Source organism: Sphingomonas sp. CARO-RG-8B-R24-01 (assembly GCF_022662295.1).
In the GTDB taxonomy this organism is placed as follows: domain Bacteria; phylum Pseudomonadota; class Alphaproteobacteria; order Sphingomonadales; family Sphingomonadaceae; genus Sphingomonas.
On the sequence record NZ_JAKNQI010000001.1, the window covers coordinates 706,971 to 721,815 of the forward strand.

The window sequence follows — 14,845 nt, forward strand, 5'->3', positions numbered from 1 at the left end:
CCGGTCTAAACGAAATCACGCGCACACCGCCAAAAACCTTGGCGGCCACGGATCCCGTGGCCGCCGAAGGAAGGAGAATGCCGGATCGTTGATCGATCTAGCAAGCGCATTACAGCCCGACACGCAACCGGACCGATACGCGCCGATCGTTGATCTGGTAGTTGCGCAGATATTGCGGCTGGCCCTGGTAACTGTAGTTGACGGTGTCCGTGAGGTTCTGACCGTCGAGCGTCAGCGATATGCGCTTCGAGAAATCATAACTGATCGACGCATCGAGCGACCCATAGGATTTGAAGTAGATCGGGATGTTCGCGGCGCCGTTCTCGCTGATCGAATCGAGGAACTTGTCGCGCCAGTTATAGGCCACGCGGGCGTTGATCCCGTATTTGTCGTACAGCGCGATGAGGTTGTAGCTGTTGCGCGACAGGTTGATAAGGGGGATCGACTTGCCGAGCAACTCGGCGGAGGTGGCGCTATCGGCCAGCGTATAGTTCGCCGAGACACCGAACCCGGACAAGGCACCCGGCAGGAAATCGAAGAACTTCTGACCGGCGATTTCAAAGCCCTGAACATACCCCGTCGCGATGTTCGCCACCGACGATACGTTGAACTGCACCGCCCCCACGCTGGGGATCGTCTGCGTTTGCAGGTAGTTGGTGTTGGCAATGACGTTGCGCAGGTTCTTCTTGAACCCCGTCAGCGAAATATAGCCGTCCTTCTGGAAATACCATTCGAGCGACGCATCGAACGACGTGACCTGTTCCGGTTTCAGGTTGGGATTGCCTGATACCGACCCGGTTCCCTGATAGGGGTTGGTCGTCGCATTGTAGGGTTGATTGGAGTTCACCGTCAGCGGCGTCGCGTCCGAGGCGTTGTAGGTCGGCGACAGCGTAAAGCTGGGGTTGAGCTGGTTGAAGGTCGGACGGAAGATGTTCTTCGAGAAAGCCAGCCGCGCCTGCAGCTTGGGCGCGACATGGAAACGCACGTTGAGGCTCGGCAGCCAGAAAGCGTATTCCCGCCCGCCGCTATAGGGCGCCACGATCGATGTGCTGGTCGGGGTCGCCCCGCCTGCCGTGCGATAGCTCAGCACCTGGAAGCCCTGGCCGCTCTCGCTCGTGCGCACATAGCGCAAGCCGGCATTGCCGTCGAAATCGACCCCCGCGAGCGTCGTTCCGAACGCCGCGCGGAAATACGCCGCGTAGTCGTCCTCCTTCACGGTGCTGGTCGTCGATTGCGTCGGATCATCCAGCGATCCGAAGCCGATGGTCTGGCCGCTGATCTGCTTGATATGTGCGAATGCCGACTCGGGATGCTGCGCGTCGTACAGGTTCCATTGCAGGATCGGCCCGAACACCGAGCTCGTGCCGGCACCGCGGAACAGCGTTGCCTGGCCGGGATTGTTCTCGACGAACTCGGGATGCGCCGACACGGGATGGCAATTGGCCGCGCTCGACCAGTTGGCGCAAGTCCCGCCGATCGTCTGCCAGTTGTTGATGTTGGTGTCGCGGTTGATGGCGGTCTTGCCGCTGTAGCGCGCGCCGGCGGTCAGGCTGTGCAGGAACCCTCCATCGTCGAAGTCCCAGGTCAGGTCGGCACGGACGCTGTCGCCCGTGGCGGTGTTCCTGGTGCGATCGGGCTGAACCGCGGTGAAGCCGTAGTTCGCCGGGTCGGCGAAGAAGGTCGAGGCCTTGCCGGTCGCCGGGTCCGTCGCGAGCTGCGTGGGAAAGGCACCCCGGTTGTCGAACGTATAATTGTAGGTCGCGTTGAACACCCCGGCGACCCCGTTGGTGCTGGTGTAGGGATTGATCGTCAGGTTGAGCGAATCCTGATCGACCTTGGCGTCGATGTGCTGATAATCGACGCCCAGATGCAGCCGCCGGGTGATCGCCCATTTGGCGCCCGTGCTGTAGTCGGTGGTGCGCGTCTTGCGGGTCGACCCGTAGGTAACCGACGATCCGCCCGGATTGGCCAGCGAGCCCGACGTCGCGACACCGTTCACGACGGTGTACGTCCCGGTCGGAGCGGCACCCTGGTCGGTCGCGAAATACGACACGCCGGTATCGCGGAACCGATAGTCGCTGGTCAGTACCTGCGCGTAGATGTCGAGATTGCTGGCCGGTCGCCATTGCAGGACGGCCGACCCGCTGATCCGCCGCCGATCGCCCTGCGCGACGTTGAAGCCGCCGCCCTGCTGCACCTGGATATCCTGGTTGGGATAGCCCGGCACCGCCGAGGATTGCTGCGGAGAGCTGTCGGGGCTGGGGTTCGGCCCGTGGTAGATGTACGGCTCGACCTGATCGAGATCCTGCCGGAACGACGTGGTCTGGAACGACCCGTTCAACAGGAAGCCGATCTCGCCGATGCCGGTATGCCAGCGATTGCTGTACAAGGCCGAAAAGCCGTAGCCGTTCTTCTTGGCGAGATCGTAGCGCGTCGCCGATCCGGTCGCCGAGACGATCTGGCCCGACGCATCGAACGGCATGCGCGTGCGCAGATCGATCGTGCCGCCGAGCGACCCTTCGATCATCTCGGCCGAGGGGTTCTTGTAGACGTCGAGGCGCGACAGCAAGTCCGGGCCGACATCCTCGAACGACAGCCCGACGCCGCCATTGGCCGAGAAGATATCGTGGCCGTTGAGTTCGGTGCGGACTTCGCTCAGCCCGCGGATCGCGACGGCGCTGCCTTCGCCGAGATTGCGCTGGATCTGGATTCCGGGGATCCGCTGCAACGCCTCTGCGACGTTACTGTCGGGAAACTTGCCGATGTCCTGGGCCGTGATCGAATCAATGATCTGCTCGGAATTCTGCTTGATCGCCTGCGCAGAGGCGAGGCTGCCGCGCAACCCGGTCACGACGATATCGACCGGCGCGGAAGCATCGTCGGCCTGTCCCGCGGGCGCGGCGGCGGTCGTCACGGTTCCGCTCGGCTGCGGATCGGGCGCCGCCTGGGCCTGCGCCTGGGCAAGCGTCGACATGCTGCAGATGCTGACGGCCAGCCCCGAAACCCCAGCAAGAATGCGTATCGTATCCCTCATCGATCCCCTCCCCATGTCCCTGTCCGGGCTCGCGAGCTGCATACCGCACATCATCACATATGAAAACAGGAATTTATAAGTGCTATCCCAAGCGTGTTTTCGACAGGTCGTGGCTTGCATCCAAGAGAGTTATATTGCACCCATGAAAGCGTTCCTGGGCTCCGTTGCGAGCATGGACCGGGAATGGAATGACGGAGCTGCGCCGACAGGGTCGCAACGTGGCGTTCCGTGGGTTGCTGCGGCTGCGCGTGGCAACGCCGCGACGGCGCGGGGGAAAAACCGGGCGGCAACGGCCGCTCGGGCGATCCAACTGGATGGCACGTCCATCCGCGGGAGAGAGAGATGACGACCTTCAGCAAGCGCGAGATCCTGTGCGGACCGCTCGCCGCCCTCGGCGCCGGTGCGCTAGGCCGCGCGGCGCCCGCGCTGGCCGCACCGCGCGCGATGGCGCCCGGGGCGATTGCCAACGGCCGGTTCGATGCGACGCATGCATCGCTCGCGACGTACAGCACGCCCGAATGGTTCAAGGATGCGAAGTTCGGGATCTGGGCGCATTGGGGGCCGCAGGCCGTTCCGGGCCGCGGCGACTGGTACGCGCGCTGGATGTACGTCCCGGGCCACCCGCATTACGACCATCATCTCAAGACCTACGGTCATCCCTCGGAAAGAGGGTATAAGGACATCATCCCGCTATGGCGGGCCGAGCGCTGGGATCCCGAAGCGCTGATGGCGCGCTACGCCAGCGCCGGCGCGAAATACTTCGTGTCGATGGGCGTCCACCACGACAATTTCGACTTGTGGGCGTCGAAGCACAACCGCTGGAACGCGGCCGCGATGGGGCCGAAGCGCGACGTCGTCGGCGCCTGGCAAACCGCCGCGAAGCGGCAGGGCCTGCGCTTCGGCGTTTCCGAACACCTCGGCGCGAGCCACAACTGGTGGTATCCCAATCACCTGTATGACCAGTTCTGGCCGAAGCTCGGCATTCCCTATGACGGTGCCAATCCGGCCTATGCCGATCTGTATCACGACAATCGCACCGAGCCGTTCATCGACACCAAGGCGAGTTGGTACACCACCAACCCCGCGTATCATCAGCTGTGGCTCAGGCGGATCCGCGACCTGGTCGATGGGTATCAGCCCGATCTGCTCTATTCCGATGGCGGATTACCATTCGGCGCGGTCGGCCGCAGCCTGGTCGCGCACCTGTACAACAGCAGCATCGCGCGGACCGGGCAGCTGGAGGCGGTGTACAACTGCAAGGATTCCGGCACCGGCGAGTTTTTCAAGGAAGGCATGGTGCAGGACGTCGAGCGCGGCGTGCTCAAGGGGATCAACCCGCTTCCCTGGCAGACCGACACGTCCAACGGCGACTGGTTCTACAGCGACGACGTCAAGTACAAGACGTCGAACGAGATCGTCACGATGCTCGCCGACATCGTCAGCAAGAATGGCAACATGCTGCTGAACGTCGTCCTGCGCGCCGACGGGTCCCTGCCGCCCGAATCCGACCGCCTGTTGAGCGACCTCGCCGCGTGGATGGCCGTGAATGGCGAGGCGATCCACGGCACGCGCCCGTGGACGCAATTCGGCGAGGGGCCGACCGAGGCCGCGGAGGGCATGTTTAAGGAAAAGGCTGACTATTCCCCGCGGGACATCCGCTTCACGACCAAGGGCAACCTGCTCTACGCGATCACGCTGGGGGAACCACGGGGCGTCACCGAGATCACCGCGCTGCGCAGCGGCGCGGCGCATTCGCAGGGGCGCGTGGTCGGGGTCGACGTGCTCGGTGCCGGGCCGGTGCCCTTCCGCCAGACCGCCAGCGCGCTGTCGATCGACGTCCCCGCGCGGCTGCCGACCCGCCATGCCAGCGTCTTCCGCATCCACCGGGCCTGACGCCACCCCCCGATACGCGATACGCGATACGAAGGACCTGCCATGAATCGTCGCCCTGCTCGCCTAGCCGGAATTGCGCTCGCGCTCTCGCTCTCCAGCGGCCTTGTGCCGAACGCGTTCACCCCGTCGGCACGCGCGCAGAGCGCGGTCGGCCATCCCGACTGGCCCGGCAAGGGGGCGCTGTTCGTCGGCACCTGCTATCAGCCGATCGATCGCAGCCCCGAACAGATCCGCCAGGACATTGCGATCATGAAGCGCGCCGGCATGACGATGGTGCGCATGGGGGACCTGTCGTGGGATTCGATCGAGCCGGAGGAAGGCCGCTTCGACTTCAAGTGGTTCGACGACGTGATCGCGCAGATGCACGCCGCCGGGATCCGCGTGATCGTCGACATTCCCGGGCAGCCCGCGCCGATCTGGCTGCACAAACACTATCCCGGCGTCGATATCGTCAACCAGGACGGCGTGCGCCTCAACGCCGCGAGCCGCTATTGGGACAATATCAGCGACCCCGACTATCGCCGCCTGGCGGCGCGCCTCGCGCAGAAGATGATGGAGCGCTACGCGCACAATCCGGCGGTGATCGCACTCGGCTATGACAATGAGATCGGCAATGGACACATGTCCTATTCGCCCGCCGATCGGACGCGCTTCGTCGCGTGGCTGAAACGCCGCTACGGTACGATCGCGGCGCTCAACACGGCTTGGGCAACGCAGCGCTGGTCACGCCGGATCAACAGCTGGGACCAGGTCGACCTGCCCTATGAACGCGGCCCCGGCCCGAACGAACGCTACCTCGACCTCCACCGCTTCTGGTCCGACGACACGGTCGGTGCGCTCGAGGAGCTGGAGGCGGTGCGCAAGCAATTCGCCCCCAATTTGCCCGTCGCCTCGAACTTCTGGCCGAACGCAGGATCCAAGGGATTCGACTATCTGCGCGCCTGGGACAAGATCTCGACCTATGGCGCGCAGGGCTTCTATCCAGGTGATCCGGTCGGCGCCGCGTTCGACGTGATGTCCAACCGCGCGGGCCATGACACGCCGATGTGGTTCAACGAATTCACCGCCGGCGGCGGCGGCTATTACGGAACGCCCGGCCGGTCGCGGATGTGGGCCTATTTCGGGCTGATCTATTATACGCAGAGTTTCCTCGCCTGGACCTTCAACTCGCACAGCGGCGGCGAGGAGCAGGCACTGTTCGGGCTGGTCGATCATGACGGCCGGCCATCCTGGAAGGTCGACGAGTTCGCGCAGCTCGCGCGCGAGTTCAAGACGCTGAAGACGCTCGGCTTCCCGCGCTACGATCCGCCGCAAGTGGCGGTGAACTTCTCGTACCAGAGCTATTGGCTGACCAGCCCGCCCCCCGGCCCCAATACGATGCAGGAATATTTCAAGGGTGATTACAGCAAGTTCGAACAGGCGGCCTATCGCCCGCTGTTCGAGGACAATATCGACGCCGCGGTGATCGATTTCGGTCACGATTCGCTCGCCAGATACAAGCTCGCGATCCTGCCGAGCGCCTATGTCATGGACGCTCCGACAGCCGCCGCCGTGCGGAAATATGTCGCGAATGGCGGAACGGTGATCATGACCGGCTATTCGGCGAAGGTCGATGAGACCGGCAAATGGTTCGAGACGCCCCTGCCCGGTCGCCTTGGCGATGTGTTCGGCGTCCGGACCAACGCCTTTTACCGGTCCGAGCAACCGCTGAAGGTTTCGTTCAAGGGCCAGACGCTGACCGGCAGCGACCCCTATTACGAAATCCTCGAGCCGAGCACCGCGACACCGCTCGCCACGTTCGACAATACGCCGCAGAAGAGCCCGGCAATCACGATCAACCATTACGGCAAGGGCCAGGCGATCTACGTCGCGACCGCGCCGCAGTCCGAACTGCTCGGGCCGCTGGTTCGCTCGTTATATCCCGCGCTGGGGATCAAGCGTGGTCCCGACACCCCCGCCGGTGTCATCGCTCGCGACGTCGATGGGCGTACGCTCTACGTCAACACGACACAGGCTCCGGTCACCGTATCGTTCACCGGCACGAAGCGGGGCATATTGTCGAAACAGTCCCACGCCGGCACGCTCGCGCTGCCGCCATATGGGGTGGAGCTCGTTCAGTAGGACCCGGCCGCCGATCCGCTACCTAGGGAAAGCCGCGCGTCGTCCGGGGAGCGTTCCCGACCATCCGTCGCGCGTTGCAAGTTCTTCGCATCCTCGTCCGCGCGCGCTGCCCACCCGAATGGACCCTTGGTGCCCCCGGCGTGTTCCTGATACCGGTTAAGCCGAAGTACAGGCGTTCACCGCAAGGGTCGCGCGGCAAGGAACAGGGCGATGGCGATCAATCCTCCCACGAAATCCGTGGCTGCCGACATGGATCGGATTTTCCGGCCGCTGAACGATCGAAGCGTGCCGGCAATCCCGCTGGCGGACCGCCCGGTACCTGCGCGCCGGTGGCGGAAGGGACGCGCCGTGACGTTCGCGGCGCCCGCGCTCGTGCTGCTCGCGACGACCGCGCTTGCGATCGGCTATGTCCGCCAGGCGCAAACGCCCCCGTCCAGGGCCGCCGCCACGCCCCCGGCAAAGGCTTATGCGGCAGTCGTACCGACGTCCCCCACGCCACCGCGGCCGATGCCGTCCGATATGCCGACCGGATCGGACGATGCGTCACCGATGCCCCAAGAAAATGGCGGCGGGGACGTGACCATGGCGAACGCGGCCGCAGCCGCCGGATCGGTGCCGCTCGCGAGAATGCCGGCAGCCGTTTCGCCACGGCCGAGACCGGCCGTACGACCGGCCTATGCCGCCACCAGAACCCGCTCCGCGACGCCTGCGGCATCGGCGCCCGGCAACCGCGTTTCACCGTCTTTCCGCGCGCGCACCGATGCGGAGGATGCCGCGAGCGCCGGCCGATGCCCACCCGGAAGCAACGAGGATCGCTGCATCTATCAGGACGTCCTGGCGGCCGACGCGCGGCTTCGGCGTGCCTATCGCCAGGCGCGGCAAGGCGGCGTGCCGACGTGGCAACTCACCGAGATCAACCAGCGCTGGCGGCGCGCGCGCGACCTGGCGCAGGATGATCCGGACGGGACGATCCAGCGGTATGACCGGCTCGCCGATCAGCTCGATCGGGCGCGCCAGGGGAACGGTGAGTGACGATCGACGCCGCAATGCCAGCGAGCGGTGTACGGATCTTGCGATCGCCGCATGGGTCCCCCGCGGCCCGCGCACGGTCGACCGACGGCCGGGTCATTTTCGCGATTGGCGATATCCACGGCTGCTATAGACAGCTGTCCGCGTTGCTCGAGGCGATCGTCGCGGACCTTGCGACGCTTGCGAGCGCAGCGCCTCCGTTGTTGGTCTTTTGCGGGGATTACGTCGACCGTGGCCCGGAAACATCGAATGTCCTCACCGCGCTGATCTGGCTTGCGCGCCACCCCGCGCTCGATGTCGTTTTCCTGCGTGGCAACCACGAGGAGATGCTGCTGGGTTTCCTGGAACAGCCGGGCGAAAGTCTCGCGTGGCTGCGGCGCGACGGCGCGCGGACGCTGATGTCGTACGGGGTCGCGGTTGCGGAATCGGACAGCGACACGCTGGAGGAAGACTGCGTCGCGCTACGCGATCAGTTGCTGGACCAGATGCCTGCGTCGCACCTCGACTTCCTGCGCGCGCTGCCGATCCGGCGCGTGTGCGGCGATTACGTCTTCGTCCATGCCGGGCTGCGGCCCGGCGTATCGCTCGCGCGCCAGGAGGACGAGGATTGCCTGTGGATCGGCAAGGAGTTTTTGCGGTCCGACCACCGCTTCGAAAAGGTCGTCGTCCACGGACACAGCTGGAACTCGGACGCACCGGTGGTCACGGCGAATCGGATCGGGATCGACACCGGCGCCTATGCGACCGGCGTCTTGACCGCCGTCCGGCTGGACGGATCCAGCATCGCGTTCATACAGGCGCGCGTCCCCGCCGCCGAATCCTCTGACGTGCGGCCCCGCCCACTCGAGGATGGTCGAGGAGAATCATAATGTTACGACTGCGCCTCTGCGCCGCCATCGTGTCGATCCTGACGCTGGCAACGATCATCATCGCCATCGTGTCGGAAGCCGGGATCGGCGTCGCGGTCGCATTGCTCGCGGCGTCCGCGTGCCTGGCGATCGTCGCACCGTTCGATGCCCCTACCCCCCGGCAGCGCAACCGGGTGCTGGCTGCCTGCGTGGGCTATCTGGTGGCGACCTTCGCCGCGCTGGCGTTCGCGCGCGGGGCCGTGGCTGCAAGCATCCTGATGATCGCGCTGGTCGTCCTGCTGCAACTCGGCGTCGGGCTGACCTGCTGGGCCTTTGCCACGCGAAAGCGGCGCCGGATGCCGCAATCGCGCCGGTATTTCGACAATTGAGGGCGGGTCACGTGAGGATGGGGCACGCCGTGCGACGCCCCGGTTCGGACGGCCGGCGGATCGACCGTGACCGACCGCACGCCCGCGCCAGACATGCCGCGACCGTCGCCGGCGCGGTCCGCGCGGTGTCGGTCCGCTGGGCCGTTGACAGGGAAGATCCAGGCGCATGACCACGACCGCAGCACCACGCGACGAGCAGCCCGACCGGGAGCAGCTGCATCGCATCGTCGAGGACCTCAGCGACGGCGTGATCCTGATCGAGCCCGACGGCCGGATCGTCTGGGCGAACGCCGCCGCGCTTTCCATGCACGGCTGTACCGCCCTGTCCGAGCTGGGCGGTACTGCCGACGGGTATCGACACCGGTTCGACCTGCGCCTGCGCAGCGGCCAACCCGTCCCCCCCGCCGCCTATCCCATCGCCCGGCTGTGCCGCGGCGAGGCGTTTCACGATGTCGTGGTGAATGTCCGCAAGACGCATCAGGCGGAACCCGACTGGGTGCACCGGGAGCGCGGTTTCGTGCTCGATCGCGCGGGGCAGCCGGATTGCCTGGTGCTGATCATCTGCGACGCGACCGAAGCGTTCGAGGCGGAGGAACGCTTCGAAAGCATGTTCAACGCGAACCCCGCGCCGGCGGTGATCGTGCGGCTGGCGGACCTGCGCTACGTGCGGGTCAACGAGGGGTTCCTGGACCTGTCCGGCTGGGAGCGGGACCAGATCGTCGGCCGCTCGCTCTACGATTTCGACATCCTCGACCAGGCGGCCGAGAAGGACAAGGCAAAGGCCCGGCTTGCCGAAGCGGATGTCATCCCGCAGATGGAAGCAGACCTGCCGCTCCCCAATGGCGACACGAAGCTCGTCCTGCTCGCCGGCCACCCGGCGGAAATGCCCAACAACGAGCCGTGCATGATCTTCACCTTCGCCGATCTCGAGCCACGCCGACGTGCCGAGATGGCGCTGCGCCAGAGCGAGGAGCGATTCGCCACCGCGTTCCGCTTCGCGCCGGTGCCGATGCTGCTGACCAGCCTGGACGGGCATCGCATCCTCAACGTCAATCACGCCTTCCTCGCGCTGACCGACTGGGGGCACGACAGCGTGGTAGGCCGCAAGCCCGCCGAAATCGAACTGTTCGAAAGCTCGGCCACGCGGCGCGAGATTGAAAGGAAGGTCTCCGAAAGCGGGTCGTTCCGCGGCTATGAGCTGCAGGTCAAGACGCGGACCGGATCGCTGGTGACGTGCATCGCGTCGGCCGAGACGGTGTCGATCAACGGCCAGTTCTGCATCCTCGCCGCGTTTCAGGACATCAGCGACCGCAAGCGCACCGAGCTCGACCTGATCGCCGCGATCGAGGGCGCCATGCAGGATTCGAGCTGGCTGAGCCAGAAGATCATGGACCGGATGGCAGCCCTGCGGGGTAAAGCCGCCAAGGGCGCTTCGGGCAGCCCGACCGTCGATCTCACCGCGCGCGAACGCGAGGTGCTGGCCCTGATCACCAAGGGCAAGACGGACGATGCGATCGCCAGCGCGCTGTCGCTGAAACGCAATACCGTGCGCAACCACGTGGCGCGCCTGTACGCGAAGATCGGCGCGCACAGCCGCGCCGAGGCGATCATCTGGGCGCGCGACCGCGGGCATCAGCTGGAGTTCGACACGACCAACTAATCGACGCGATTGGTGTCGAGGCACCCATCGAACGGGTGCCCGCGCATCTTTGGCCAACCCTGCCGCCGCCTTAACTTCCCCTCATCCGGGCAGTCGCCCGGCTTGAGAGGAGAACGTCAATGTCCATTCTTGCATGGATCATCCTTGGCCTCGTCGCCGGCTTCATCGGCAGCAAGGTCGTCAACAAGAGCGGTGAAGGACTGCTGCTCGACATCGTCCTCGGTGTCGTGGGCGCCGTGGTCGGCGGGTTCCTGTTCAACCAGTTCGGCGCAGCCGGCGTCACCGGTCTGAACGTCTACAGCCTCGTGGTCGCCGTCATCGGCGCGATCGTCGTGCTCATCCTCTATCACCTGGTGGTCCGCGGCACCGCCCGCTGAACCCTTGCCACGCAACGACACATACGCCCGGACGACTATCGTCCGGGTTTGGGAGAGACATATCATGACACAGACCATCACAGGCTTGTTCGACCGCTACGACGACGCGCGCCGCGCGGTGCAGGATCTCGAAGCCGCCGGCGTCGCCCATCGCGACATCAGCATCGTCGCGCATGACAAGCACGACGACGCGGGTACCGACCGTGCCTCCAACATGGCCGAGCCTGCCGCAGAGGATGCCGGCGCTGGAGCCGGGATCGGGGCCACGATCGGTGGCGTCGGCGGGCTGCTCGCGGGTCTCGGCCTGCTGGCGATCCCGGGCATCGGCCCGGTCGTGGCGGCCGGTTGGCTGGCGGCGACGGCCGCAGGTGCAGCCGGCGGTGCGCTGGTCGGCGCAGCCGCAGGCGGCCTGGTCGGCGCGCTGACGCATGCCGGCGTTCCCGAGGACGACGCGCATGTTTATGCCGAGGGTGTCCGCCGCGGCGGCACGCTGGTCACCGCAAAGGTCGACGAGCCGATGGCAGCCACCGCCCGCACGATCCTCAGCGACGACCGCACGGTACAGGTCGCCGAGCGTCGCCAGGCGTATCAGTCGCAGGGCTGGAACGCGTTCGACGACACCGCGCCGGCCTACTCGGACAGCGAAATTGCTGCCGAACGGGCGCGCTACACGCGCACCTGATCCCCGCATCGAAGGAGTATAAGACATGCGTATCACGACACCGATCCTGCTCGCCGCGGCACTCGCCGCCGGCCCCGCGCTCGCCCAGACGTCCCCCGCCAAGAACAATGTGGCGATCAAGGACGCGCATACCGTCGACGACGGTGCGTCGCGCAGCGGCGCCAACTCGTTCACCCAGGCGCAGGCGCGCGAGCACATTGCCAAGTCGGGCTTCACCAATGTCTCGGGGTTGACCAAGGACGCGCACGGCGTCTGGCGCGGCACTGCCAAGAAGGGCGCGCGTACCCTTCATGTCGGGCTGGACTTCAAGGGCAACGTCTCGACCGGCAAGTAACCTGAAGACCGCGGCAGCGCGGCGTTGACGCGCCGCGCTGCCGCTCTAATCCGATACGACGCGGCGTCGCGCGGGTGGCGGTCTGCGAAACGCCATCGGGTGCAACCGAGGATGGTCTCATGGGCGATCGGACGAAACCTGCCATGCTGAAGCGTCTCTATAATTTCGGATGCAAGCTCTCCGCCTGGGGTTCGACGCTGGCGGGCCATCCGATGGCGATCCTGATCGTCGCGCTCGGTTGTGCGACCTGGTTCATCGTCGGCGGTGCGGCCGCTGAGAATACCCTGACGCTCGTCCTGTCGGTGCTGGCAATCACGCTGACGCAGATGGTGCTCAACCAGCAGCGGCTGAGCGAACGCGCGCTCCACATGAAGATCGACGAGTTGGTCTTCGCGATGAAGGGCGCGCGGAACGAGATCGCCGGCATCGAGGGCAAGACCGAGGAAGAGCTCGAGGCGCTGCGTCGCACCGGCGACGTCGCCGAACACGAGCTCGCGGCGCGTCACCTCGGCCAACCCGGCTGACCGACGGTCCAGGCTCGCGCCATCCCGCGACGATGGTGATGCAGCGGGATCGGAAGCCCTTGGTACCCACATCGCCGGTCCCGCGTTATCCGCCGACCCGCATCCCGCGGCCCTCATGGAAGACGTCGCAATGCCTGCCTTACATCGTACCGGTGTCGATCTCCGCCGCCTCCAGCAGATCGTGTCCGGACTGACCGAAGGCGTCGTGATCGTGTCGCCGGAGCAGGACATCGTATGGGCGAACGAAGCGGGTCTGCGGATGCACGGTGTCGAACGCATCCCCGACCTCGGCAGGACGGTCGACGACTATCGCCAGCGGTTCCGTCTGCGGTATCGCAACAACCACTGGCTCGATCCGGCCGACTATCCGATCGAACGCGCGGTCGCCGGGGAAGCGTTCAGCGAAGTCGTCGTCGAGGTCGTCCGGGAGGGGGAGGACGAAGCGCGCTGGATCCACCAGATCCGCAGCCTGGTCCTGACCGACGGCGACGACCGGCCGGACCTGCTGGTCCTCGTCATCCAGGACGTCTCGCTGCGGTTCGAGGCCGAGGAACGGTTCGAGCAGACTTTCAAGGCCAATCCCGCGCCCGCCGTCATCTGTCGCCTGTCCGACCAGCGCTTCGTCAAGGTCAATGCGGGCTTTCTGGAAATGACCGGCTGGGAACGGGACGACGTACTCGGGCACACGGTCTATGAACTCGACGTGCTCGCCGACGTCACCGATCCCGGTCTCGCCAAGCAGCGCCTGCGCGAAGGGCGGACGATCCCGCAGATGCAGGCCGACTTGCACCTGCCCGGCGGTGGCCGCAAGCTGGTGATCGTCGGTGGCCAGCCGATCGACCTCAACGAACAGCCGTGCATGCTGTTCACCTTCGCCGATCTCGAGCCGCGCCGCCGGATCGAAGGCGAATTGCGGGAGAGCGAGGCGAGATCGCACCGCATGTTCGAGCTCGCGCCGATCGGGCTCGGCGTCGCCACGCTCGACGATCACCGCTTCCTGCAGGGGAACGCCGCGCTGCTGGACCTCACCGGATATACGGCGGACGAATTGCAGCAGCAAACCGCCGGGTCGCTCAAACTCTGGGAAAACGCCGCCGCGCGGGCGGACATCGAGCAGGCGATGCGCCAGGACGGCGGGTTCCAGGCGCGCGACGCGTGCCTGCAACGCAAGGACGGCGCGCGGATCGACGTGCTGATCTCCACCGGGATCTTTCCGATGCATGGCAGCGACTGCGTGTTGTGGGTGGTCCAGGACATCGCCGAGCGGCGCCAGTCCGAACGCGAGCTGATCGGGGCGATCGAGACGGTGATGCGCGATACCAACTGGTTCAGCCGCACGATCGTCGAGAAGCTCGCCAATCTGCGTGCGCCCAGTGCGCAGCAGCATGTCGCCGAGGTGTCCTCGCTGACCGGGCGCGAGCGCGAAACGCTCAGCCTGATGTGCGAAGGGCTGGACGATCCCGCCATTGCGACGGCGATGGGCGTGTCGCGCAACACGGTTCGCAACAACGTGGCCCGCATCTACGGCAAGCTCGGCGTCAATCGACGCGGCGCAGCCATCATCTGGGCGCGCGAGCGCGGTTTCCCGCTCCCCTCCACCCGCCGCCCGGCGTCGCGCTGACGGATACGGAATGGTAAACCTGCACCAGACGATTTGGTGCAGGCGGCTCTAGGGCGCGCCCGTTCCGGTACTATTTCTCTCCCTCAACGGCGGCGCGTGGGCGCGGCCGGAATGGAAGGGACGGCACGATGGACGACCACATCGAAGGCGCTGCCAAGCAGGCGATCGGCTCGATCAAGGAAGCGATCGGCAAGATCACCGGTGACCGGGCAAGGCAAGCTGCGGGCGCCGCCGAAAAAGCGGCCGGCCAGGCGCAGGCCGCCATCGGCAAGGCCAACGCCGCCTCGCACGACCTCCAGAAAAATTAACCGTCCCGTTGGCGTCTTCCGCTGA

General features: G+C 65.8%; 13 protein-coding genes. 12 read left to right on the forward strand and 1 reads right to left on the reverse strand.

The window, feature by feature from the left end; translation table 11 throughout:
* Positions 1–109: 109 nt before the first annotated feature.
* Positions 110–2,974, reverse strand: a complete 2,865-nt coding sequence (locus L8G49_RS03420; protein ID WP_242182443.1) for a TonB-dependent receptor — start codon at positions 2,972–2,974, stop codon at positions 110–112.
* 402 nt (positions 2,975–3,376) lie between these two features.
* Between L8G49_RS03420 and L8G49_RS03425 the strand changes: the two genes are divergently transcribed.
* The 12 genes from L8G49_RS03425 (at position 3,377) to L8G49_RS03480 (ending at position 14,820) form a co-directional block, all read left to right on the forward strand.
* Positions 3,377–4,927, forward strand: a complete 1,551-nt coding sequence (locus L8G49_RS03425; protein ID WP_242182445.1) for an alpha-L-fucosidase — start codon at positions 3,377–3,379, stop codon at positions 4,925–4,927.
* A 42-nt stretch (positions 4,928–4,969) separates the two neighbouring features.
* Entirely contained in the window at positions 4,970–7,048 is a 2,079-nt protein-coding gene (locus L8G49_RS03430; protein WP_242182447.1) for a beta-galactosidase, read from the forward strand.
* A gap of 210 nt (positions 7,049–7,258) precedes the next feature.
* Positions 7,259–8,080: a hypothetical protein gene (locus tag L8G49_RS03435; RefSeq protein WP_242182449.1), complete on the forward strand. Its 822-nt coding sequence runs from the start codon at positions 7,259–7,261 to the stop codon at positions 8,078–8,080.
* The gene (locus L8G49_RS03440; protein WP_242182451.1) at positions 8,077–8,946 is read left to right on the forward strand and encodes a metallophosphoesterase family protein; all 870 of its coding nucleotides are present in this window, start codon (positions 8,077–8,079) and stop codon (positions 8,944–8,946) included. Before L8G49_RS03435 ends, L8G49_RS03440 begins: the two co-directional genes overlap by 4 nt.
* On the forward strand, positions 8,946–9,314 hold the full coding sequence (locus L8G49_RS03445) for a hypothetical protein (protein WP_242182453.1): 369 nt from the start codon (positions 8,946–8,948) through the stop codon (positions 9,312–9,314). Before L8G49_RS03440 ends, L8G49_RS03445 begins: the two co-directional genes overlap by 1 nt.
* A gap of 166 nt (positions 9,315–9,480) precedes the next feature.
* On the forward strand, positions 9,481–10,974 hold the full coding sequence (locus tag L8G49_RS03450) for a helix-turn-helix transcriptional regulator (RefSeq protein ID WP_242182455.1): 1,494 nt from the start codon (positions 9,481–9,483) through the stop codon (positions 10,972–10,974).
* Positions 10,975–11,093: 119 nt separating this feature from the next.
* A complete protein-coding gene (locus tag L8G49_RS03455) occupies positions 11,094–11,351 on the forward strand; it encodes a GlsB/YeaQ/YmgE family stress response membrane protein (protein WP_242137625.1) in 258 nt (85 codons plus the stop codon).
* 64 nt (positions 11,352–11,415) lie between these two features.
* The gene (locus L8G49_RS03460) at positions 11,416–12,033 is read left to right on the forward strand and encodes a general stress protein (RefSeq protein WP_242137626.1); all 618 of its coding nucleotides are present in this window, start codon (positions 11,416–11,418) and stop codon (positions 12,031–12,033) included.
* A 25-nt stretch (positions 12,034–12,058) separates the two neighbouring features.
* Positions 12,059–12,367 (forward strand): hypothetical protein, encoded by a 309-nt coding sequence (locus tag L8G49_RS03465; RefSeq protein WP_242137627.1) that lies wholly within the window; start codon positions 12,059–12,061, stop codon positions 12,365–12,367.
* Between the two features lie 143 nt (positions 12,368–12,510).
* Positions 12,511–12,891 carry a low affinity iron permease family protein gene (locus L8G49_RS03470; RefSeq protein WP_242137628.1) on the forward strand — a complete coding sequence of 127 codons (381 nt, stop codon included), beginning with the start codon at positions 12,511–12,513 and terminating at the stop codon, positions 12,889–12,891.
* Between the two features lie 130 nt (positions 12,892–13,021).
* Positions 13,022–14,512 carry a PAS domain S-box protein gene (locus L8G49_RS03475; RefSeq protein ID WP_242137629.1) on the forward strand — a complete coding sequence of 497 codons (1,491 nt, stop codon included), beginning with the start codon at positions 13,022–13,024 and terminating at the stop codon, positions 14,510–14,512.
* 128 nt (positions 14,513–14,640) lie between these two features.
* Positions 14,641–14,820, forward strand: a complete 180-nt coding sequence (locus L8G49_RS03480) for a CsbD family protein (RefSeq protein WP_242137630.1) — start codon at positions 14,641–14,643, stop codon at positions 14,818–14,820.
* Positions 14,821–14,845: the final 25 nt, after the last annotated feature.

What these genes read in the sequence shown, in the direction of transcription:
- L8G49_RS03420 (WP_242182443.1), bottom strand. Translation starts at nt 2,974, where the DNA reads ATGTCGACGCTTGCCCAGGCGCAGGCCCAGGCGGCGCCCGATCCGCAG.
- L8G49_RS03425 (WP_242182445.1), top strand. Translation starts at nt 3,377, where the DNA reads ATGACGACCTTCAGCAAGCGCGAGATCCTGTGCGGACCGCTCGCCGCC.
- L8G49_RS03430 (WP_242182447.1), top strand. Translation starts at nt 4,970, where the DNA reads ATGAATCGTCGCCCTGCTCGCCTAGCCGGAATTGCGCTCGCGCTCTCG.
- L8G49_RS03435 (WP_242182449.1), top strand. Translation starts at nt 7,259, where the DNA reads ATGGCGATCAATCCTCCCACGAAATCCGTGGCTGCCGACATGGATCGG.
- L8G49_RS03445 (WP_242182453.1), top strand. Translation starts at nt 8,946, where the DNA reads ATGTTACGACTGCGCCTCTGCGCCGCCATCGTGTCGATCCTGACGCTG.
- L8G49_RS03450 (WP_242182455.1), top strand. Translation starts at nt 9,481, where the DNA reads ATGACCACGACCGCAGCACCACGCGACGAGCAGCCCGACCGGGAGCAG.
- L8G49_RS03455 (WP_242137625.1), top strand. Translation starts at nt 11,094, where the DNA reads ATGTCCATTCTTGCATGGATCATCCTTGGCCTCGTCGCCGGCTTCATC.
- L8G49_RS03460 (WP_242137626.1), top strand. Translation starts at nt 11,416, where the DNA reads ATGACACAGACCATCACAGGCTTGTTCGACCGCTACGACGACGCGCGC.
- L8G49_RS03465 (WP_242137627.1), top strand. Translation starts at nt 12,059, where the DNA reads ATGCGTATCACGACACCGATCCTGCTCGCCGCGGCACTCGCCGCCGGC.
- L8G49_RS03470 (WP_242137628.1), top strand. Translation starts at nt 12,511, where the DNA reads ATGCTGAAGCGTCTCTATAATTTCGGATGCAAGCTCTCCGCCTGGGGT.
- L8G49_RS03475 (WP_242137629.1), top strand. Translation starts at nt 13,022, where the DNA reads ATGCCTGCCTTACATCGTACCGGTGTCGATCTCCGCCGCCTCCAGCAG.
- L8G49_RS03480 (WP_242137630.1), top strand. Translation starts at nt 14,641, where the DNA reads ATGGACGACCACATCGAAGGCGCTGCCAAGCAGGCGATCGGCTCGATC.